Origin of the sequence: Bacillus mycoides (genome assembly GCF_000832605.1) — a bacterium.
Taxonomy (GTDB): Bacteria; Bacillota; Bacilli; order Bacillales; family Bacillaceae_G; genus Bacillus_A; species Bacillus_A mycoides.
Genome location: NZ_CP009692.1, coordinates 777370 through 797929, shown reverse-complemented (window position 1 = coordinate 797929; position 20560 = coordinate 777370). Strand labels below are relative to the sequence as shown.

Sequence of the window (20560 nt, the reverse complement as noted above, 5' to 3'; positions counted from 1 at the left end):
AACAAAGTAATGATTTTCCTACAATAGTATAGAACAGTGAAAAAGGACTGCCGACATTCGACAGTCCTAATACTATTTATATATACAGAATTTTTTTCTTCTATTATTAATGCTGTTTCATACGTCCTTCTTTTTGCAACTCTTTAAATAGTGCTGCAATCATAAAGAAAATAACAAATACAAATGGGAATGCCGCAATAATCGACGCAGTTTGCAGCGCCTCTAATCCACCAACATACAATAAGATCGAAGCTAATGCCGCTAGAACAATGCCCCAAACCATTTTAATGCGATTTGGTGGGTTTAAACTACCATGTGTCGTTAACATCGCTAGAACAAACGTAGCAGAGTCTGCCGATGTAATAAAGAATGTTGAAATAAGTAAAATGGCTAACACACATAAAGCCGGTCCCATACTACCCATTTGGTCTAACATCGCAAACAATCCTACTTCTGTGCCCATTTCTTTAATTTGTCCATATATATTTGCATCATCAAATAGCTCCATGTGAATACCTGTTCCTCCGAAAACAGAGAACCAAAGCGCACCAATTACTGTTGGTACGAGTAACACACCAACAACAAATTCACGAATTGTACGCCCGCGTGACACACGAGCAATAAACGTACCTACGAATGGTGACCATGCAATCCACCATGCCCAGTAGAAAATTGTCCATGACTGAATCCATTGATTTCCGCCTTCATTTAATGGACTTAAACGGAAACTCATACTTGGCAATTCTTGAATGTATGAACCGATTGTTGAAGTGAAATAATTCATAATAAAGTTTGTTGGACCTGCAAATAATACAATTATCATAAGTGCAAACGCTAAAATAATATTCGCATTACTTAAATATTTAATTCCTTTATCGAGTCCCGTTTGCGCAGATAGCATATAAAGAACAGTTACAATTCCGATGATTACTAGCTGTGTCGGTAATGAGTTTGGAATGGATGTTAAATAACTAACACCACCCGCAATTTGCTTTGCCCCAAGTCCTAATGATGTCGCCACACCAAATACTGTCGCAAATACAGCTAGAACATCAAACGTATGTGCAATACGGCCATGTTCACCGCCTTTAAATAGCGGACCCACTGTCGCACTAATTGTACTTGCTCTTCCTTTTCTAAATGTAAAATACGCAATACATAATGCTACAAGTGCATATAATCCCCACGGATGTAATCCCCAATGGAAAAATGAGAAACGAAGTGCAAGGCGTGCACTCTCTTCAGTCGCACTCTCTCCAAACGGAGGTGTGTATAAATGGTTCATCGGTTCTGCGACACCCCAGAAAACCAAACCGATTCCCATACCGGCACTAAATAACATAGCAAACCATGTCATATAACTATAATCAGGTTCATCATCCTCTTTACCTAAACGAATCGAACCGTACTTAGAAACAATTAAGAAAATAGCAATTCCTAAGAAAATAGAAACGGAAATAATATAGAACCATCCAAACTTACTAACTAACGCAGCTTGAATTACAGTCGTTACATTTCCTAAGCTACCTTTTCCAATAATAGATTCGGGAATAATCCCCCAAAGTGTAAATGCAATACATAATGTTAATGAGACAATAAATGTTTTCGTCAGTTTCCTCATCAAATCCCCCTTCGTATGTTTCATTTCTTGTAAAAATCATAAATTCCGATATGTTAAATCGGATAGAAAACCATAGTTTTTTGTGGTGATTTTCTTTCGGCTCTCTTAGTTTTGCCTTCACCAATTAGAGTTCTTATGGACAGCCTTACCTTCCGTACAACCTTTCCACTCTGCAAGAGCTACAAGATTGGAATACTACTGTCAAATTGTGTGAGAAAAATGCGGATGGGAAGAGATTTCCCCAAAAAGGATGTGTTACAGTTTTAAAAAAGGGCAGATTTATTCTTTACAACCCTTTCTTCTTGTAACAATTATGCGGTTTTTTGCTAGTATATAGCGCGTGTTTATAACTTCACAAACGAGATGTTTATGTTTATATAACTATATTACCCATAAAACGGTAAAATACTCAAGGAGTGTAACTGTATAGTAATCATCACGTAACACCCCTGTAATATTTTTATTTACACCGAAAAAAATATGTTGTATTAAATATTTTGAATATAACTAGAAACCTACTAATTATATGGAATGAAAAACGCTTTCCTCTCATTCTAGCTATATTACAAAGTGTTAACGACTTATTACGAATGGTTTGTAATTGTGTGTTTTCCCAAAATCCGAAAAAATCTGTTGCTATAATGAGGACACGAAAACAAACGCAATGGAGGCTATCATGAAAAAATTAATTGGAATAGCAACAGCAGCAGTTTTTGGTCTTGGGATTTTCACCGCATCTGCTAATGCAGAAACTGTTGTAACAACAGACGTACTAAACGTACGAGAAAACCCTACTACTGAATCAAAAGTTGTCGGTAAATTACAGAATGGTCATAAATTAGATGTTCTAAATACAGAAAACGGATGGTCACAAATCAAATTAGATGGTAAAGACGCATTCGTAAGTGCAGAGTTTACAAAGAACTCTTACTATGTAACAGCTAACGTATTAAATGTACGTGCTGAAGCGAACACAAACTCAGAAATTCTTGGAACGCTTAAGAAAGACGATATGATCGAAACAACGAACCAAGTACAAAATGAGTGGTTACAATTTGAATATAACGGGAAAACGGCTTATGTTCACGTTCCTTTCTTAACAGGTACAGCACCTGTTATCGAGAAACAAGAACAACCTGCTCCTGCTAAAACTGTAGCACCAGCTAAAGCTCAAGCACCTGCAGCACAAGCAAAACCAGCTGCTAAGCCTGCTGTGAAAGCTGCTGAAACTAGCGAACCTTCTAATGGTCGTGAGTTAACAGTTGTAGCTACAGCATATACAGCTCACCCAAGTGAAAACGGTGGCACATACGGCGGCCGTGTATTAACTGCAATGGGTCATGACTTAACAGCGAACCCAAACATGAAAATGATCGCTGTTGACCCGAAAGTAATCCCATTAGGATCTAAAGTATGGGTAGAAGGTTACGGAGAAGCTATCGCTGGAGATACTGGCGGCGCAATTAAAGGTAACCGTATCGACATCCTACTTGGATCAGATAGCGCTGCTCAAAAATGGGGACGCAAAACTGTTAAAGTGAAAATTTTAAAATAACCAATGACTGCTAAATTACAGCCGGTTCTCTTTATTGAGAGCTGGCTTTTATTTTTTATATAATACATATAAGGAGGTGACGTCCATGAATTTAAAAGCTAAGGTAGACTGGGTCGGTACACCAAAACCGTACATATATAAAGATGATATAACATATGATGCTATCGCAATTGACTTCTCACTCGCAAATGATGACAATCGCTATAAATTAATTGTGCTCAAGTCTGAAGAAAATACACATTACAAAATCGTACAATATGGAATAAAGCCAGGCTCTCAAAAGCCATTTCCTATTGATATTCCATTCGAGCAAGGAATGCTACCGTTTATAGAACAAATATTACAGGATCCATATGTACAAGCGATATTAAAGCAAACACGCTCCTAATTGCCAAAAAGGGTATCACCTAGTAGAATTTTCCGACTAAGTGATATCCTTTTTTATTTTCCCTTCATAAATACGAGTAGAGAAAATTATATCAATGATTTTCCGAATATATCTATCATAAATTACAATATATCAACGGTTCGACATGAAATATCGATTTACCGACAAAGATTGAAAATAGCGGTGCTACATAAAAAAAGAAACTGTTCAAAAATGAACAGTCTCTCTCTTAATATTAACGAGTCGGACCAGATACTTCCTCTGATTTCAGCGTATTATTCGCTCCAAGAGAATGGTACAATATCTTTCCATTTCCATTAACAGTAACGATATGGTCATTATTAAAGCTTTTGAATTTTACAGAGCCATCACCATAACGAATATGATATTCTTCATATGTCGTTACTTTATACTTCGTTTCACTTTGACGCTCTACATTACGAATTCCCATTGTTAATAAATCTTCTGTAATTCCTTTTTTGTGTAGATATTGCAAGTAATCACGGTCTTCCTTATACGATTTCCCGCTCTTATCATAATCACTTTCAATTAAGCTAAAATCATTTAATGCAATTGCACGCACGTTATTATAAATATGATTTTGTACAAAGTCACCAACTGCTGAGCTTGAAGCTTCTTTCGGGAACTTTAAATAATATGTGCTTTGGTCTCCAACTTTGATGCTTTCGGATTTAATGACACCAAAGTCAGTGTTTTTCTCTAAATGTACTTCTACCGTTTCATCTGTCGGTACAGGACCAAGTTTATAGCTACCGTAACTTAATTTTCCGCGTTTCTTACCATTAACAAAAACAGTTGCGTCGCTTTCATCGGAAGAAATGGTTACATAATTTCCTTCAAGTGACAAATTCACTTCTACTGTCCCATTCTTTTCGTCTGCTAGATCTACTTCTTTTTCTGTCTCTAATTCAGTAAGTTCTGTCTTCGCCTTCGCCTTTACAACATAAGCACCTGGGAAGTATGGACCTAATTCTTTTGAGGTTTTATCACTAGAAAGCTCTGTTTCTTTTTTATCATTTACATATATTTCAGCATTCTTTGCAGTTGTGCTAACACTCATGTAATAAGATTTCATGCTGAACTTATACTTCGGATATAAGAACCACTCTTTCCCGTCTTCTATAATTTGCCCATCTTTAAAAGATGCATTATCACTTGCTAACTTTTGATTTACTGTTTCTTTTTGTAAATAAGACAGTAATGCTTTATTGTACGAAGGATTATCCTTTAAATAACGTATGTAAGCTTTAATATCTTCTGTCTTCACTTTTAAGCTTGGATCGTCTACTTTCAAAAACTCATCGATTGCATTCACATCTTTCTTTTGGAATGCTTCGATCATTGCATTTACTTGCTTTTCCTTCGAAAACTTGCTTGCACCGAATTTATATGCGCCAAACAAAATAGCAACAACAATGACAAAACCTATAAGTAAAAACATGTTTTTCTTACTTTTCACTCGCCTTGTTGCTCTACGCATTTCTGAATGAGAAGAAGCTGTTTGATCAGCAATTTCTTCTACTTTACTTCCACACTCAGGACAAAAGTTCAAATGGTCTGCAAGCTGATTTTTACAAGTTCCACAAAACTTCAATATGCTCTCCCCCTATTTCTTAGCTAATTTCATTCCAGCGAAAGCCGCTACATATGTCACAATGAAACTAAACAAAGTTAAATATATAAATGAATTCTGCATAGATAGCACCGTGCCAATTGCCTCGAATAAATTCATTACATTTCCAGATACATCAATTCAAAACTTAGAAATTATGTTCATTACAATCATCATAATTGTGTAAGAGCCACTGCATACCGCTAGTGTAATATACATATTAGTAGTCGGTAATTCTACTAACTTTCTACCTGCGCTAAACATAAGGAATAACGGAATCACAAGTAATAATAAACCATAATGGAAGCCATCATTTACTTCATCAACCTCTGCGATATCTGCATTTGCACTTGCATTCCCTTTTTCAATTGAGCAATTTCTTGTGCAATTTGCAACTTCTGCTTTCCTTGTTCTATTCCCTCTTGTATCTTATTCATTCCACTACCTAATTTCGTCTATAAATCTGACAAGCTAACTCTCTCCCTATAAACATATGGTAATATACAAAATTAACTTCATATATATTACCATGATTTTCTAATTGTGTAATTAGAATTTCATTTTTTCTGTTTTGAGCATTTTTTGTTTATAATGGTAAAGGAAAGAAATCTGTGTACGGAGGAATATTATGCTGCAAGACTCAATTACGAAAGATGAAATTATGATGATTGCGAATGAGTTCGTTCAAGGGCTTGATCCACAGCAAGTTGCTGATCAAGAGCATGTCGCTACAGCTCGGCAACTATATCGTAGTGGTGTTGTCTATAACGTTGACTTTGATGGCTATACGCTATCCGGAACTGTAAATGCTGAAGGCAGTGTATATAGCGTTCACATCCCGATTCGTAATGTCACTGAAAGCTATTGCGATTGCTTCGCGCCAACGCAATGTCAGCATATGCTTGCTGTGTTACTATCTGCAGCTTCTAGTTTTGGGCAAGTAGGAGATGTATTAACTTTATTCAAAAATAATACAAAACCTTCTCTTCCTCCTATTCGAACTGCACGACAAGTATTGCAATCATCAGCTTTTGAAGAAATGGATTATAAAAGTTGGCAAACATACTTTGAAAATGAATATGAATCATTTAAAAAAGAACAAGCGCGGCTCACTTATAAACAAATGTATTTTCTTATGAGTCTTTTTACAGACTTCTATACAAAATTAGAACGGAAAGCTCCGCGCATCGTTGCTATTCATGAATTATTTAAGTTGCACGCGGCACTTTATTGCTTTCAAAAATTATTAGAAGAAATTCAAGAATTTGAAGCAAACAAACTATATTCGTATCACCAACCAGTTAACGTCGTTCGCCTATTCGTTGATAAAGTTGAATCTACCGTTAGGGACCTAAAAACAGAGGCGATTCCAGAAGAATCCAAACCGATTTTAGAAGAAACAGCGCGGCTCATACATGAAGCATTCTTCTCTACCGATGCCTATACACAAGAGCGATTCTTCATTTATCGTCACGTATGGGGTGAACTGTTAAGAACAGAAGAGCAGCTACAAGAAGAAAAAAAACGAATCGATACTAAAATCAATCCACTTTCCAAAGCATTAGCATCTTCTCACCTGCTCTTTTTAAACGGTGAAGATGTATCGGCAATGGAATTACTGGAAAAACAGCCTTCTTCTGTTGTGAGCCTTTACTTCTATTGGTTAGAAGAGTTATTAAGTGCGATGGAGTGGGACCGCGCTAAAGATTGGCTTTCCTTTACTTATAAACAAGTAAAAGAAACGATAACGGAACAAGAAAATACCGTCTTCATACAAGATATCGTTCGATTATTTGTGATGATGTATGAGACATATGCAACGCATACGAATGAACAAGCGGGATTAGAAATGATTTTACAAGAACTATTACCGTATAGTTTCACAAATTATGAACAATATGTACTTGCGAAGAAACAATACCATGCATGGACGGAACTTCAGCTCTTATATGGATTCGAAGTAATCGAACTTTTGAAAGAACCATTGAAAGATATTGAAAAAGAAGCGCCCGAAGCAGCACTTCCTCTTTATCACCATGCCGCAATGGAAGCAATTGAAGAGCGAAATCGCAAATCATATAAACGTGCCGTTCGTTACTTAAAGAAATTACGTATGCTTTATAAACGACTGAAGCGAACTGATGAATGGGATGCTTTCATTATTCATATCGCTAACTTACATTCACGTCTGCGTGCACTACAAGAGGAATTACGGAGAGGAAAATTAATCGATGATCATACAAACTGAAGTAACAATTAGGCTCCAGCACGTTAGTCAAGGTTGGTTCCTTTGGGGAGAAGATGATAGCGGTACGCTCTTATCCGTAGCAACTTGGAAAAAAAATGCATTCGCATGGCACTCTACTTCTTTCTACGGAACGTTTTTAAAAGAAGCAACGTATGAGGGAAAACAAGGCGTTATGTTAACGAATGCACAGGCATTTGAATACATCGCAAATAAACCGATGAATTCATTTGCAAATATGCAAATGAACGGTCCTATTACGGCACTTACAAAGGACGCAAGTGAATTATGGGACGCTTTCGTCAGCGGCAGCTTCGCACCTGACATGAAGCATTGGTCTCAGCAGCCATCTTGGAAAGTTCAGAATACCTCAATTGAAGATGACATGTTAGCATCTCTTTTCTCTGCCGCTGTGAACGAAAGTATTTTGCAAGATGCTCGCTCAAATGACGGATGGGAAGATGCAAAGAGACTATATGAACATTACGACTTTACGAAAAGGCAATTGGAAGCAGCACTACATGAAGAAGATTGGCTTCGAAAAATTGGTTACATTGAAGATGATCTTCCATTTACAGTCGGCTTAAGACTACAAGAACCGCAAGAAGAACTTGAAATGTGGAAGCTTGAAACAATCGTTACACCAAAACGTGGTGCACATCGCATATATGTATATGAAAGTATCGATTCCTTACCAAAACGATGGCACGATTACGAAGAACGTATCCTTGAAACACAAGAAGGATTCAGTAAGCTCGTACCGTGGCTAAAAGAGGACGACAAGTTCCGAGAAGAACTCTTTGAAACGGAAGCTTGGAACTTCTTAACCGAAGCAAGTAATGAATTACTGGCAGCAGGTATTACAATTTTACTACCATCATGGTGGCAAAATTTAAAAGCAACAAAACCGAGGTTGCGTGTACAGCTGAAGCAAAGTACAGCACAAACACAGTCTTTCTTCGGCATGAATACGCTCGTTAATTTCGACTGGCGCATTTCAACGGACGGAATTGATTTATCAGAAAGTGAATTTTTCGAACTCGTTGAACAAAACAAACGTCTTTTCAATTTAAATGGTCAATGGATGAGACTTGATCCTGCCTTTATTGAAGAAGTAAAAAAACTAATGCACCGTGCCGATAAATATGGACTTGAAATGAAGGATGTGTTGCAGCAACATTTATCTAATACGGCAGAAACAGAAATTGTAGAAGACGATAGTCCGTTTACCGATATTGAAATCGAGCTAGATGGATATTACGAAGAGCTTTTCCAAAAACTTCTACACATTGGAGATATTCCAAAAGTAGATGTACCATCTTCGCTACAAGCAACACTCCGCCCATATCAACAACACGGTGTTGAGTGGTTACTATACTTACGAAAGCTTGGATTTGGAGCCTTATTAGCCGATGATATGGGACTCGGAAAAAGTATTCAAACGATAACTTACTTACTATACGCTAAAGAAAACAATCTCCAAACAGGTCCTGCATTAATTGTGGCACCAACATCAGTCCTTGGAAATTGGCAAAAAGAATTTGAGCGTTTCGCACCAAGTTTACGTGTTCAGTTACACTATGGAAGTAACCGATCTAAGGATGAGTCATTTAAAGATTTTCTTCAATCGGCAGATGTTATATTAACTTCTTATGCATTAGCTCAGCTTGATGAAGAAGAACTTAGTACGTTATGCTGGGACGCTGTTATTTTAGACGAAGCACAAAATATAAAAAACCCACATACGAAACAGTCGAAAGCAGTAAGAAACCTACAAGCAAATCACAAAATTGCTTTAACCGGTACACCGATGGAAAACCGACTTGCTGAGCTTTGGTCTATTTTCGACTTTATCAATCATGGGTATCTCGGAAGCTTAGGACAATTCCAGCGCCGCTTCGTCACACCGATTGAAAAGGACCGCGATGAAGGAAAAATCCAGCAAGTTCAGCGGTTTATCTCGCCGTTTTTACTGCGTCGTACGAAGAAAGATCAAACGGTCGCATTAAACTTACCAGATAAACAAGAACAGAAAGCTTATTGTCCACTAACTGGCGAACAAGCTTCCTTATATGAACAACTTGTTCAAGATACATTACAAAATGTAGAAGGATTAAGCGGAATTGAAAGACGCGGATTTATATTACTTATGCTGAACAAGCTAAAACAAATTTGTAATCACCCAGCCCTTTATTTGAAAGAAGAAGAACCACAAAATATCGTCGAGCGCTCTATGAAAACAAAAACGGTAATGGAGCTCATCGAAAATATAAAAGACCAAAATGAAAGTTGCTTAATCTTCACTCAATACATTGGCATGGGGAACATGCTAAAAAGTATGTTAGAAGAAACATTTGGTCAGCGCGTCCTCTTCTTAAACGGGAGCGTACCGAAGAAAGAGCGTGACAAGATGATTGAGCAGTTCCAAAACGGAACGTATGACATCTTCATCTTATCGTTAAAGGCTGGCGGAACAGGATTAAACTTAACTGCCGCCAACCATGTTATTCACTATGACCGTTGGTGGAATCCAGCTGTAGAAAACCAAGCAACAGACCGTGCTTATCGCATCGGTCAAAAACGCTTCGTTCACGTTCATAAGCTTATTACAACGGGAACACTTGAAGAGAAGATTGATGAAATGTTAGAACGAAAACAATCATTAAACAACGCCGTCATTACAAGCGATAGTTGGATGACCGAACTATCAACCGACGAACTAAAAGAATTACTTGGCGTATAAAGTGAAACTTTAATCAATGGGGTTTTGTTCATCCCCCACTGATTATTAGCCTTCACCAATCGGGCTTTTACGGACAGTTAATGCTGGATAAGGTGGATGTTTCTATTCCCACAAATAGCGGGATAAATGAAAAAGGAGCAAATCTCTAACTGAGATTAGCTCCTTTTTCTATGCCAAAACCAATTGCTTATTATAATTCCTGTTAACCCGCCGCACGTATCAAGCAATGAATCTTGCCACATCGGTGTACGGTCTCCTGTAAACCATTGATGAATTTCATCAAATGTTGCATACCCCGCAACGAAAAGGAGGGCGTATGCAAAGCACCTTTTTCTCGAATAACCCGATCGATGAAAAGCATAATACGTCAATGAGCCGAGCATAAAGAACACCATAAAATGAGCACCTTTACGTAGGAAAAACTCAACAAATCCAGCTACACCTTTATTTGCGATACTAACAGGTGTACCTCCGCCATAATCGATAGATACCCATGAAAAATGCTCTTTCACAAACTCAACATTTACATATTGCTCAATATCCGAGCGCATATCCTGTTTTTTATATGGCTGAGCTGAAGAATAGAAAATAATCCCCATCCATAGTAATACAGGAATCCAAAATAACCATTTACGATTCATTCTTCCGAAAACCCCTCTCTTAGTCTTTTAAGAGTACCAAAAAAAAGAAAAAATTTCACGCCAAAACATGACATTTACACCCTATTTATAAAGTGAAAGGGGGTGATAAACATGGCAGTTGAAACAATCGTAATGGATTTAACTTTACGCCTTGTATTAAACGGAGGATTAGACAAAAACGGTAAAACAGTTTTTAAGAACAAGCAATTCAAACGTGTAAAAACAAATGCAGATTTAGGAAAAGTACATGAAGTAGCACGTGCTCTTGCTTCACTACAACAATCATCACTTCACGCTGTACAACTTGTAAGCACGTCAGATCTTTCTAATCTATAATTAAAAAGGAGGGAATAAAGCATGCAAGTACTAGAGTTAATTTTCGTGAAAGAAGATGGAAAAACAGTTGCCTTTTCTATCGAAAATCCCATTACACCAGTAAAAAGGGTGCACGCCTCATAGAAAAAACGCTTCTGTTGCAAGAAAAGCATTACCAAATGAACGGGTTTCTAAGTGTCTTAGATTAGTGAATAATAAAACCAACGTTCAGGTTTGGGAACATAAAAAAACTAAAAGGGCATTTTATAATGGCCTATTGGTTTGTGGAAGTGTTTGAAATTGTCCGGTTTGCGCAGCGAAAATTAGTGAGAGACGACGTAAGGATTTACAGCATGCTTTTAAGTGAAGGTGGTTATATCGCTTTATTAACCCTTACGTTTGGTCATAATAAAGCTGATAGATTAAAAGAAACGTTAGAAAAATTCGGAAATGCTACTCGTAAATTTATGAGTGGACGAGCTTATAACAATATTAGAGATGAGTTAGATTTGATTGGTAGAATTCAAGTTTTTGAGGTTACATATAGTAAGAATGGATTCCACCCACATGTACATATTGCGTTGTTCTATATGAATGATGTTGAATTGAAAATTATAGAGAAAAAATACTTTTTTGTGGGAAAAGGCTTGTGAAAAATTCGGATTAAGTACGAGTTATAAATATGGTTTGGATTTGCAAGATGGAGATGAAGCTCAAAATTATTTAAGTAAACATGGTACTTGGGGTTTGGATCAGGAACTGAGTAAAGCGCATATTAAAAAAGCTAAAAATGATTCGATGACGCCTTTTGATTTTTTACGGAGATATCTTGAGGAAGATGATGAAAAGTATTTAAAATTATTCCTAGAATATGCTGAGTGTTTCAAAGGTAAGCGCAATTGCAATGGTCACAAGGTTTGAAAAAGAGATTCATATTAGAAGATAAGACAGATGAACAATTTGCTAAAGAGAAGCTAGAAGACGCTGATTTGTTAGGTTTATTAGATTATGATATTTGGAAAAAGATTTTAAAATACGAAAATCGTTCCTACTTCTTGGATTTATGCGAGAAATATGATTTCAAGAAAGCGGTGAATATCGTGTCTAACTATAAGTTTGACAAAAATAAAAAGTCAAGTCCCCAAGAATTAGAACTTGACTTCAAACAATAGCACATTGTTATATTTTAATTCTTTTGGTGTTAGCGCACTAAAAGGATTTTTTTTTGTTTTAATGGAATTATTATAACATAAAATCTGAGTCTTGTTCACGGATTTAATTGCTATTTATTAGTTTTGAGTGAATGTATTCTTTCGTAAAATGCCAATTTTTTGCTTAATTCCTCGCACTTTTCCTTTAATACCTCGCACTCCCTATTTTTGTTGTCGAACCGTTTTGATAAACGTTGGATTTCCTTTTGTAATTCTGTTGAATCGTTAAGTATTCGTGATATCCGCCCTGTTAAAGTAGTCTGTTTTACAAGTTCTTTTATCGCCATAAACTCCAACTCCTTTATGTTTTTTAAATAAAATTCTCTATGAGTTATAAGTTTCCCTTCTTTTATATTTTAAAAAAATGATATAATTGTTTTAAATTAAAAATCAAAAGAGGTGCGACTTATGAGTTATAACGGTTCGGATGAAAATTTAAAAGTAAGCCCTAATTTTAATTTTATTGATGATGTAGGGAGTGCAAAACCTTTAGAGCATAACGTAGATGGACAAAAAGTAATTGTTCCAGTACGACAATATAGCAAGGAAGGCTTTGTTGAAATGAAAACTAATTCCTTTAGATCCTTGCTCGACTCTTTAAATGACAAAATAAAAAAGAACTGGGATTCATATGAGAAAGAAAAAAGACAAACGCAATTATTAAATACTAAATTACTAAACAAACAAGCGGAAATTGAAATGCTAAAAACAAGATTAAAAGCTTATGAAAAATTTGAAAACCAACAAGGAAAAGGAAGGCCAAAAGTATTAAGCGGTGAAGAATTAGCTATTGCCTATAAACATCTTAAATCTTACAAAGAAAAGACAGGTCGCTATAACTATTCGAGGACTTTTCGTTACATGCAAGAAAATTATGCATATGAAGGCTCTCACGTAACGCTGATAAATAGTTTAAGAGAAAAACATCCAGAAATACTGGATAAGCCTTCACAAATTAATACAGGGCAAAACAAACGGTCTAAACCACTATTAACTGATGAAATGTTAGAAATTGCTTATAAATATCGTATGAAAAATTCAAGAATAGCTGAAGATGGAAAGCGTAAATATCCCAATACTATGAAAATAAACGAATACTTGAAAATAAATCATGGTTACTATGGGGGAGTTGAGCAATTGAAAGAGAGATTATCAGTTAAAATTAGAGAACAAAAAGGTGTTCAGAAAATGGACCCGGCATCGCTAGCTGTTCAAAAGTTGTTTCAAGAAAAATTGAAAGGTGACAAATGATTGGAAAATGGGTAGAAGTCGAGATAAATGGTCAAATATGCTACGAAAAGTTAAAAACAAAGAAGCCTTACCGCCAGTTATCATAAGAGCAATATGGACTCGTTATTCTTGTGGACAAACACCAGAAAAAATATATGAAAAACTAAAAGAAGAACGACAAATAAGTGCTAGTTTGGAAACTATAGAAACTTATATAGAGAAAGTAGTAAAGCCTTATTTCGATAAAAAAGAGAGTGGAGAAGCTTAATTTCTCCACTCTTTTTTACAATCAGGACATTGCCAGTTCAAGATTGTATCGCGTGTGATACTTGAAATCCCGATTTTTCGAGTAAAATGAGTGCAGCCATACCATTTTTGTGATTCTTTAGGAATCGGATCACCTTGCAAATTAGCGTTGCAATGAGGACAAAATTCTTTGCTATCGTTCATGTAATTCACCTCCTTGTTTTTCGGTGTGAGTGTTGTGTCTGAGTATAAATTTGATAAAAATAAAAAAGACAAGTTCCTCCCAAGAACTTGTCTTTAAATAATAACTTGTGATTTAAGTATCTAAATTATATGTAGATTAGATTTATTCAATCCTTTTGATGCAACCAACACCGAGAGGAGTTTTTGATTTTTTTGACGGAATTATTGTACCATAAGTTTAGTTTTTTGTTCAATTCAATGTAGTTATAGTTTTGTTTTATCATAAGGTTTTAATTTTTGTCCACAGTTTAGCGAAGTATCAGTTCATTCTCATAAAGTATTAGCTTAGTCTCATTAAGTATCAGCTTAGTCTCATTAAGTATCAGCTTAGTCTCATTAAGTATCAGCTTAGTCTCATTAAGTATCAGCTTAGTCTCATTAAGTATCAGCTTAGTCTAGCAAAAGCGTAGTTTCTTTTGACGATAGGTCAAATTGTTTTAAGGAAGGGATAGCCCACGTTCTTCCATCATTTCAACTAAATCACGAAAACTGATGCTATACCGTCGGTACCATCTCACGGTTAATAAAATAATATCCGGTTAAGAATGTTTCCACTTGAATAGATTGTTCTCTTCCATACCAATCACATCCTTTTTTAGAGTACTAATATCAGTATGTCCAAGTTTAGGAGGTCATTTACAAGCGTTTTGGAGTGTTTGCACCAGAACCAAAAAAACTTTATCTGAAGTTCAGATTACTCCGTAAATCAAAAAGACGAATCTGCATTATTTTGCAGATTCGTCTTTTTTCTTCGGCATTTCAATCGGGATAAAGATGTTTGAAAAGCCAACGCAAACATACTTATAATTCTCTCCGCCTACATCAAACTCTGTCTTATATGTCGAGAAGAAAATATAATCATTTCGCTTTGTATAATGATCGATTAATAATCCAACTTGTGGCTCAACATACTTATTTGCCAATTTCTTTCCCGCCGATGCTAGATCGCCAAGTATACCCTCTTTGTTTTCTTTCTCAACCTCGTCTAGCTTCTTACTCACATCATTACGCTTCATAAATTGTTTTGCTGCCCAATCCGTATATTCTCCCTTACCCGGATTACTGTTTGCTAAATAAACTAAGAGAACAACAGCTAGAGCCATAATAATATACTTTTTCTTCATGCTATATCACCGCCTACTCTTTTCTATTTTCATATATATGTACAAGCGATGCAAATTAGAAAGACTATCATCTATTGATTGTAAACGAACCGTAAAAATTTACAATACGAAACAAAAGATTAATAATGTTTTACATAATTCGTATATAATTATATTCAGAATAACAATTTTTATAAGGGAGGATTTTAGAATCATGGATAATGAAAATGATATTTTTATTTCTAGTTCTACAATGATGCTCGAACCTTGCAAACACCCTTATTACCGGACAAAAATTATCGACAGTAGCGGAAACCCTCTGTACTCTTGCCAAACAGCTATCCAACTCATAAAGAAATCTTGTCTAACACATGTTCATTCTACTTATCAAGGTAGACGTCATGCAGTCCAAATAAACTTTAAGCTCAAACAAAATGTTCCAATTCCGATTAATCACAAAGAATATATTTGCGTTTTCCCAACAGAATCTCCTTCTTCTCCAAGCTGCATTCGGTTGTTCTATAACCATATAGATGAGATAGAGTTTTCCAAAAAAACTAACAAAGCTAACATTCATTTTTTTAACGGAACTACCATAACAATACAAATAGGTTCTCATAAGTTACAGCAACAATTTTTCAAATCTGGACATGTATTATCCCGAATGAACATGAAAGATTCATTACCTTAAAAAACCTCTTGCCACATTTACTGCCTTAAAGTAAATAGAATGGAACGCAATATTTCCTTTGCCTTCCATTCTACTTATTATTCTTATCCCCTTACACTATCTCTCATTTTCTCAAGTGCTTGTCGATATACCCATCTCACTTGATAGTACGTCATCCCCATTTCAGAAGCTATCTCTCCCATATTTTTCCCTGTAAAAAATCGCTCTGAAATGATATGCTTCTCCCTCTCATCTAACACACTCATAAAATCCTTCGCCCTCGTTCCAGCATCTTCACACTCAAATCGTTCCTCATACTCGTCCGTGCATACATAGCGCTCTTGCACTACGCATTCTTTCTTCAACCTTTCCAATAATATAACCACGTACCGTTACAACCGCATAAGCAGGAAAACTCCCTTTCTCCTCCTCATACCTTTCATAAGCATGCCAAAGACCAATTAAACCACATTGATAATACTCTTCATAATCTTGGTAAATATTTAACCTCTTTATTTGATTTACAATCATACCTTCATACAAAACAACCGTATCTGCAAAAGTCGCTGGCTTCACACAGTGCCCGTTTCTAAAAGGTATACCTCTTCAGTATTCCGCGGTACCTCTACAATATAAAATGAGAAAGGAAATTTCATTGTGGGTAATTTCAAATACTGCTGCCGTAATTTGAAATTACACTAGGCAGAATTTGAAATTCTGCTGGGGGTATTTGAAATAGGGGTAAAAATAAAAAAGGTGACTCTAGGAAGAGCCACCTTTTCAAAATAACATATTACTTACCAAAGCCAGAGAACATACCGCCTAACATACTAAATCCAATTGTAAGGATAAAGAATATAGAAATTAAAATTATTGCCTGTTTTTTACTTAAACCGGCAACGATATGCAAGCCTAAACCAGTTAAGATCAAGCTCCAAATGTTAAACACTTCAAACGCAGAACCAATACCATAAGCAATCGTTCCCTGATCAAATAAAGGCGCTAAACTTGTATATTTATCAGTACCAGTTCCACCAAGAATAAAACCTAGCACTGCATTTAGAATACCACCAAGATAATAAACAATATTTGCATATAAGTAAATAGATAATATCTTCATATACGGTGTATCATTACTCATGAACATCATAATAACCTTATAAAATCCAGCTACAATAAACAAACCAACAATTGTTCCAAGGAAACCAAAAATCGCTCCCCCTCCAAGAGTAAACCCTTTAACCATACCTGCTGAATCGCCCTTAAGCTCTTTTGCCAACTCCGGAGTATTAACTAACGCTAAATAAGCCACTACCGCTGCCGTGATTGTCCCAAGTATAGCAAACAGGAAAAATGCCCCCCAAACCGGACTTTTCGTTTTCATTCTCTCAAACTGCACACCTGGAGATGTAATCATTCCAAATAATGATGGCTTTTTCGAACCTACATCTTGCGTATTAATATTCGCTTCCATTATAACGCCTCCCTCTATTTATATAACCCGTTCTAACGGGCGGTTCACATCCTCATGTAGAGGCTACGAACCGCCCACTAGAACGGTAACTTGTAGTAGAGAACTTCTCTACCACACTAATAATCTACTCATAACGAAGTGCTTCGATTGGATCTAATTTCGCAGCTTTGTTTGCTGGAATTAATCCGAAAATAATACCGAGTGTCATAGAGAACAATACGCCTCCAACGACAACTTCCCATGAAACGAGCGGTGGCCATTTCGCAAATGTGGAAACAATATATGCCCCGCCATATCCAAGACCAATTCCGATCAAACCACCTAGAAGCGTTAACATAACCGCTTCAATTAAAAATTGTAATAAAATTTTACTACGCGTTGCCCCAAGCGCTTTGCGTACTCCAATTTCGCGCGTACGCTCTGTTACAGATACGAGCATGATGTTCATTACACCGATACCACCAACGACTAATGAAATACCAGCTATACCACCGATGATCATCGTCATGATATTAGTAACTTTAGAAACATTTTCTTGGAACTCTTTTAAATTCACCAGTTCATATTTACCTGGAATTTCACTTGGCTTACGACTATTTAATACATCAACAGCTTGTTTCCCTGCTGATTCTAAATTGTCTACATTTTTAGATTGAATTGCTATACTTTGAATCTCATCTGTTCCGTATAAAACAGGCCATAAAGTAAGGGGAATTAACGCTTCTTCCATTTCAAATCCCATAAACTCATTGTCAGATGTATACACACCAATAATTTGCATTGGCTGCCCCTTCATCTCAATAATTTGTCCAACTGGGTTTACGTCCTTAAATAACGTCTCTTCTGTTTTTGTACTAATCATCACAACGTTATTTGCATGAGAAATATCGGATTCATTTAAAGTACGTCCCTTTACGACCTTTACTTTATTAACCGCAAAATATTCATTATCAAGACCAATAACATTTAGATTTGCTTTTTTATCATTTACATCAAGTACCTCTGAATTCTGGTTTGTCGTAATAACGTGTGAAACATCTTTCACTTGTTTTACTTCCAAAATATCCTCTTCAGTTAACTTCGGTATTTGAAATCCACCTATAGCAAACTCATCATTAATATCTGGTTTAAATTGAATTGGCATAAGGTTATTACCACCAGAACCTGCGAATTTCGACTTCAGCATCGCTTCCCCGCCTTGCCCAATCGCAACGACAGTAATAATAGAACCAACACCAATAATAATACCGAGCATCGTAAGAGCTGAACGCAGTTTATGAGCTAAAATAGAAGATAGGGCAATTTTTATACTATCTAGTAAACTCATACTGCACACCTTCTATCTTCTGTAATTTTCCCATCTCGCAGTACAATGCGGCGGGAAGAATACGCTGCTACCTCTTCTTCATGCGTAACCATAACAATCGTCGTACCTTCTGCATTTAGCTTCGTGAAAATATCCATAACTTGTGCACCAGACTTCGTATCAAGCGCACCTGTCGGCTCATCGGCCATAATGAACGTTGGATTATTTGCAATCGATCTTGCGATAGCTACACGTTGCTTCTGTCCACCTGATAATTCACTAGGTAAATGGTCTACTCTATCTGATAATCCAACTTTTCCAAGCGCTTCAAGAGCTCTTTGACGACGCTCTGCTTTCTTCACTCCACCGTAGATGAGCGGAAGTTCAACGTTTTCCACTGCGGAAAGACGCGGCAGCAAATTAAAGTGCTGGAACACAAAGCCGATATATTCATTACGAATTAAAGCTAGTTTTGACTCGTCTGCTGTTAAGATATTCACATCATTCAACATATATTCGCCTTCTGTTGGACGATCTAAACAACCGATAATATTCATAAGCGTTGATTTACCAGAACCAGACGGTCCCATAATAGAAACGAACTCACCGCTTTGAATTGTTAAACTAATACCATGTAAAATCGGCACCGCAAGTTTCCCTTGATAATACGTCTTAGCAATATTATTTAACGTAATCATTTCTCTTTCACTTCCATTCCGTCATACACGTCGTCGGAAGGATTTTTAACCACCTTTTGCCCCACTGTTGCGCCTTCAACAATCTCTGTCCAGTCTCCATCAGTAGAACCTTTTTTCACATTTTGTTTACGAAGCTTTCCTTTCTCTTCAATATAAACAAATGCATCTTCGCCTTTTTCTACAATGCTCTTACTTGGAACAGCAATCATTGTCTTATTCTCTAAATTTACTTGCAGAGAAACGTGATAACCTGGAGATAAACCATCTTGGCTATCAAGACTTGCTTTATATGTATATTGAGACATATTTTGAGTTCCCTCACCAGCAGCTTGAGCCATCTCTGCACTCGTTGGGAATTCACTTACTTCCGTAATTTTACCTGTCCACTTTTTCTTATTATTTGCTTTCGCAGTTACAGTGAACGTTTGATTTTTTTGAATTTGTGACTTTTGAAGCTCTGTTAAAGTCCCTTGAACTTGGAACGGGTCTTTAGAAGCAACTTGTAAAAATGCTTTCCCTTGACCACCTAACGCTTGAGATGAACTTTGTGCCGCATCTTTGTCTAACTTTTGTACAACACCAGTGAAATTACTATAAATCGTAAGTTCTTTCTGTTTTTTACTTAACTCTTCTTTTTGTAACTTTCCTTTTTCTTTTTCAAGATCAGTTGTTTTTTGTGCCATTTCTAATTCGCTTACTTGCTCTTCCATTGGGTCTGTTACTTCTTTCCCAGCCCCACTATCTTTTACCTTCTTAATTTCTTTCTTCAATGAATCAATCTTCTTTTTCCCTTGATCGTAACGCATATCAGCCATCTTCTGATCAAGATCAGCTTGCTTCATTTGAAGATTAATTTCTTCATTATCATAAGAGAATAGTTTCGTTCCTTTTTCTACCTCTTGTCCTTCTTTCACTGCAATATCTTTCACTTTTCCTTTAGTCGGATCCGCATAGAAACTTTCAATATTTCCTGGCTTTACTTGACCAGAAATTAACTTCGTATTATTAAGCTTTCGCTCTGTCACTTTCTCAAAACTTACAGCATCTGTCTTCGCCGTACCTTTCTTCTTACCTTGCATAACAAAAATATTAACTGCTGCTACAATAACAATTAGTGCAATAACTCCGATGATAATCCATTTCTTCTTCTTGTTTGGAGTACGAACCGTATTTGGTAACATATTCTCTCTCCTTTTATATCTTAATAGTTTAATAGATATTTAACTGTATAAAACTTT

General features: G+C 36.3%; 20 protein-coding genes and 5 pseudogenes. 12 read left to right on the top strand and 13 right to left on the bottom strand.

Annotated elements, in window-relative coordinates; translation table 11 throughout:
• Window positions 1–106: 106 nt before the first annotated feature.
• Complete coding sequence (gene opuD, locus BG05_RS05880) at window positions 107–1621, bottom strand: glycine betaine transporter OpuD (RefSeq protein WP_002184641.1); 1515 nt, start codon at window positions 1619–1621, stop codon at window positions 107–109.
• 676 nt (window positions 1622–2297) lie between these two features.
• On the opposite strand from opuD, the gene BG05_RS05875 reads away from it, so the two are divergent.
• Together BG05_RS05875 and BG05_RS05870 are read left to right on the top strand one after the other, a co-directional pair.
• On the top strand, window positions 2298–3176 hold the full coding sequence (locus tag BG05_RS05875) for a cell wall-binding protein EntA (protein ID WP_002184640.1): 879 nt from the start codon (window positions 2298–2300) through the stop codon (window positions 3174–3176).
• Window positions 3177–3261: 85 nt separating this feature from the next.
• The gene (locus BG05_RS05870) at window positions 3262–3564 is read left to right on the top strand and encodes a DUF3910 family protein (RefSeq protein WP_002184639.1); all 303 of its coding nucleotides are present in this window, start codon (window positions 3262–3264) and stop codon (window positions 3562–3564) included.
• Between the two features lie 235 nt (window positions 3565–3799).
• Here the strand turns inward: BG05_RS05870 and BG05_RS05865 are convergent, their stop codons facing one another.
• From BG05_RS05865 to BG05_RS31455, 3 genes and pseudogenes are all read right to left on the bottom strand, one after another.
• The gene (locus tag BG05_RS05865; protein ID WP_002184638.1) at window positions 3800–5179 is read right to left on the bottom strand and encodes a zinc ribbon domain-containing protein; all 1380 of its coding nucleotides are present in this window, start codon (window positions 5177–5179) and stop codon (window positions 3800–3802) included.
• A gap of 12 nt (window positions 5180–5191) precedes the next feature.
• Window positions 5192–5578: pseudogene (locus BG05_RS31460) on the bottom strand (zinc ribbon domain-containing protein); the annotation flags it as partial.
• Window positions 5536–5634: pseudogene (locus BG05_RS31455) on the bottom strand (zinc ribbon domain-containing protein); the annotation flags it as partial. The pseudogenes BG05_RS31455 and BG05_RS31460, both read right to left, overlap by 43 nt.
• 191 nt (window positions 5635–5825) lie before the next feature.
• Here BG05_RS31455 and BG05_RS05860 point away from each other — a divergent pair.
• Together BG05_RS05860 and BG05_RS05855 are read left to right on the top strand one after the other, a co-directional pair.
• Window positions 5826–7445 carry an SWIM zinc finger family protein gene (locus BG05_RS05860; protein ID WP_002068435.1) on the top strand — a complete coding sequence of 540 codons (1620 nt, stop codon included), beginning with the start codon at window positions 5826–5828 and terminating at the stop codon, window positions 7443–7445.
• A complete protein-coding gene (locus BG05_RS05855; RefSeq protein ID WP_002129993.1) occupies window positions 7429–10185 on the top strand; it encodes a DEAD/DEAH box helicase in 2757 nt (918 codons plus the stop codon). Before BG05_RS05860 ends, BG05_RS05855 begins: the two co-directional genes overlap by 17 nt.
• Before the next feature lie 155 nt (window positions 10186–10340).
• Here the strand turns inward: BG05_RS05855 and BG05_RS05850 are convergent, their stop codons facing one another.
• A complete protein-coding gene (locus BG05_RS05850) occupies window positions 10341–10826 on the bottom strand; it encodes a VanZ family protein (protein ID WP_002184633.1) in 486 nt (161 codons plus the stop codon).
• A 111-nt stretch (window positions 10827–10937) separates the two neighbouring features.
• Here BG05_RS05850 and BG05_RS05845 point away from each other — a divergent pair, with 111 nt between their 5' ends.
• The 7 genes and pseudogenes from BG05_RS05845 (at window position 10938) to BG05_RS05815 (ending at window position 13850) form a co-directional block, all read left to right on the top strand.
• Window positions 10938–11162: a DUF1659 domain-containing protein gene (locus BG05_RS05845; RefSeq protein ID WP_002016256.1), complete on the top strand. Its 225-nt coding sequence runs from the start codon at window positions 10938–10940 to the stop codon at window positions 11160–11162.
• A 21-nt stretch (window positions 11163–11183) separates the two neighbouring features.
• Window positions 11184–11273, top strand: a pseudogene (locus BG05_RS31305) (DUF2922 family protein); the annotation flags it as partial.
• 137 nt (window positions 11274–11410) lie between these two features.
• Entirely contained in the window at window positions 11411–11794 is a 384-nt protein-coding gene (locus BG05_RS05840) for a rep family protein (protein WP_016127662.1), read from the top strand.
• Between the two features lie 34 nt (window positions 11795–11828).
• Window positions 11829–12062, top strand: coding sequence for a hypothetical protein (locus tag BG05_RS05835; protein ID WP_139211975.1), 234 nt, complete (start codon window positions 11829–11831; stop codon window positions 12060–12062).
• The gene (locus BG05_RS05830) at window positions 12059–12313 is read left to right on the top strand and encodes a Rolling circle replication protein, Rep63 protein (RefSeq protein WP_234706360.1); all 255 of its coding nucleotides are present in this window, start codon (window positions 12059–12061) and stop codon (window positions 12311–12313) included. Before BG05_RS05835 ends, BG05_RS05830 begins: the two co-directional genes overlap by 4 nt.
• Window positions 12314–12760: 447 nt before the next feature.
• Complete coding sequence (locus BG05_RS05820) at window positions 12761–13603, top strand: hypothetical protein (RefSeq protein WP_003192848.1); 843 nt, start codon at window positions 12761–12763, stop codon at window positions 13601–13603.
• A 7-nt stretch (window positions 13604–13610) separates the two neighbouring features.
• Window positions 13611–13850 carry a hypothetical protein gene (locus BG05_RS05815; protein ID WP_016127659.1) on the top strand — a complete coding sequence of 80 codons (240 nt, stop codon included), beginning with the start codon at window positions 13611–13613 and terminating at the stop codon, window positions 13848–13850.
• On the opposite strand, the gene BG05_RS05810 is transcribed toward BG05_RS05815, so the two are convergent.
• The 3 genes and pseudogenes from BG05_RS05810 to BG05_RS05805 form a co-directional block, all read right to left on the bottom strand.
• Window positions 13847–14032: a hypothetical protein gene (locus BG05_RS05810; protein WP_033713836.1), complete on the bottom strand. Its 186-nt coding sequence runs from the start codon at window positions 14030–14032 to the stop codon at window positions 13847–13849. The genes BG05_RS05815 and BG05_RS05810 overlap by 4 nt on opposite strands.
• Window positions 14033–14514: 482 nt before the next feature.
• Window positions 14515–14604 (bottom strand): annotated as a pseudogene (locus BG05_RS29200) (IS6 family transposase); the annotation flags it as partial.
• Between the two features lie 192 nt (window positions 14605–14796).
• A complete protein-coding gene (locus tag BG05_RS05805; RefSeq protein ID WP_003192852.1) occupies window positions 14797–15195 on the bottom strand; it encodes a DUF4359 domain-containing protein in 399 nt (132 codons plus the stop codon).
• Between the two features lie 193 nt (window positions 15196–15388).
• On the opposite strand from BG05_RS05805, the gene BG05_RS05800 reads away from it, so the two are divergent.
• Complete coding sequence (locus BG05_RS05800) at window positions 15389–15865, top strand: competence protein ComK (RefSeq protein WP_016127657.1); 477 nt, start codon at window positions 15389–15391, stop codon at window positions 15863–15865.
• Window positions 15866–15948: 83 nt separating this feature from the next.
• Here BG05_RS05800 and BG05_RS29195 read toward each other — a convergent pair.
• The 5 genes and pseudogenes from BG05_RS29195 to BG05_RS05775 all read right to left on the bottom strand — a co-directional run bounded on the left by BG05_RS29195 (window position 15949) and on the right by BG05_RS05775 (window position 20503).
• Window positions 15949–16420 (bottom strand): annotated as a pseudogene (locus BG05_RS29195) (sigma-70 family RNA polymerase sigma factor).
• Window positions 16421–16637: 217 nt separating this feature from the next.
• The gene (yknW, locus tag BG05_RS05790) at window positions 16638–17318 is read right to left on the bottom strand and encodes a YknW family membrane protein (protein ID WP_003192860.1); all 681 of its coding nucleotides are present in this window, start codon (window positions 17316–17318) and stop codon (window positions 16638–16640) included.
• Between the two features lie 124 nt (window positions 17319–17442).
• Window positions 17443–18645, bottom strand: a complete 1203-nt coding sequence (locus BG05_RS05785) for an ABC transporter permease (protein ID WP_002089681.1) — start codon at window positions 18643–18645, stop codon at window positions 17443–17445.
• Window positions 18642–19322, bottom strand: coding sequence for an ABC transporter ATP-binding protein (locus tag BG05_RS05780; RefSeq protein WP_002089682.1), 681 nt, complete (start codon window positions 19320–19322; stop codon window positions 18642–18644). The genes BG05_RS05785 and BG05_RS05780 overlap by 4 nt, the downstream gene beginning before the upstream one ends.
• The gene (locus BG05_RS05775) at window positions 19319–20503 is read right to left on the bottom strand and encodes an efflux RND transporter periplasmic adaptor subunit (protein ID WP_003192865.1); all 1185 of its coding nucleotides are present in this window, start codon (window positions 20501–20503) and stop codon (window positions 19319–19321) included. Before BG05_RS05775 ends, BG05_RS05780 begins: the two co-directional genes overlap by 4 nt.
• Between the last annotated feature and the right edge of the window lie 57 nt (window positions 20504–20560).

Coding starts and splice junctions, on each gene's coding strand:
- BG05_RS05875 (WP_002184640.1), top strand. CDS start 2,298: ATGAAAAAATTAATTGGAATAGCAACAGCAGCAGTTTTTGGTCTTGGG.
- BG05_RS05800 (WP_016127657.1), top strand. CDS start 15,389: ATGGATAATGAAAATGATATTTTTATTTCTAGTTCTACAATGATGCTC.
- BG05_RS05815 (WP_016127659.1), top strand. CDS start 13,611: ATGGGTAGAAGTCGAGATAAATGGTCAAATATGCTACGAAAAGTTAAA.
- opuD (WP_002184641.1), bottom strand. CDS start 1,621: ATGAGGAAACTGACGAAAACATTTATTGTCTCATTAACATTATGTATT.
- BG05_RS05780 (WP_002089682.1), bottom strand. CDS start 19,322: ATGATTACGTTAAATAATATTGCTAAGACGTATTATCAAGGGAAACTT.
- BG05_RS05840 (WP_016127662.1), top strand. CDS start 11,411: ATGGCCTATTGGTTTGTGGAAGTGTTTGAAATTGTCCGGTTTGCGCAG.
- BG05_RS05845 (WP_002016256.1), top strand. CDS start 10,938: ATGGCAGTTGAAACAATCGTAATGGATTTAACTTTACGCCTTGTATTA.
- BG05_RS05860 (WP_002068435.1), top strand. CDS start 5,826: ATGCTGCAAGACTCAATTACGAAAGATGAAATTATGATGATTGCGAAT.
- BG05_RS05805 (WP_003192852.1), bottom strand. CDS start 15,195: ATGAAGAAAAAGTATATTATTATGGCTCTAGCTGTTGTTCTCTTAGTT.
- BG05_RS05785 (WP_002089681.1), bottom strand. CDS start 18,645: ATGAGTTTACTAGATAGTATAAAAATTGCCCTATCTTCTATTTTAGCT.
- BG05_RS05870 (WP_002184639.1), top strand. CDS start 3,262: ATGAATTTAAAAGCTAAGGTAGACTGGGTCGGTACACCAAAACCGTAC.
- yknW (WP_003192860.1), bottom strand. CDS start 17,318: ATGGAAGCGAATATTAATACGCAAGATGTAGGTTCGAAAAAGCCATCA.
- BG05_RS05850 (WP_002184633.1), bottom strand. CDS start 10,826: ATGAATCGTAAATGGTTATTTTGGATTCCTGTATTACTATGGATGGGG.
- BG05_RS05855 (WP_002129993.1), top strand. CDS start 7,429: ATGATCATACAAACTGAAGTAACAATTAGGCTCCAGCACGTTAGTCAA.
- BG05_RS05775 (WP_003192865.1), bottom strand. CDS start 20,503: ATGTTACCAAATACGGTTCGTACTCCAAACAAGAAGAAGAAATGGATT.
- BG05_RS05820 (WP_003192848.1), top strand. CDS start 12,761: ATGAGTTATAACGGTTCGGATGAAAATTTAAAAGTAAGCCCTAATTTT.
- BG05_RS05810 (WP_033713836.1), bottom strand. CDS start 14,032: ATGAACGATAGCAAAGAATTTTGTCCTCATTGCAACGCTAATTTGCAA.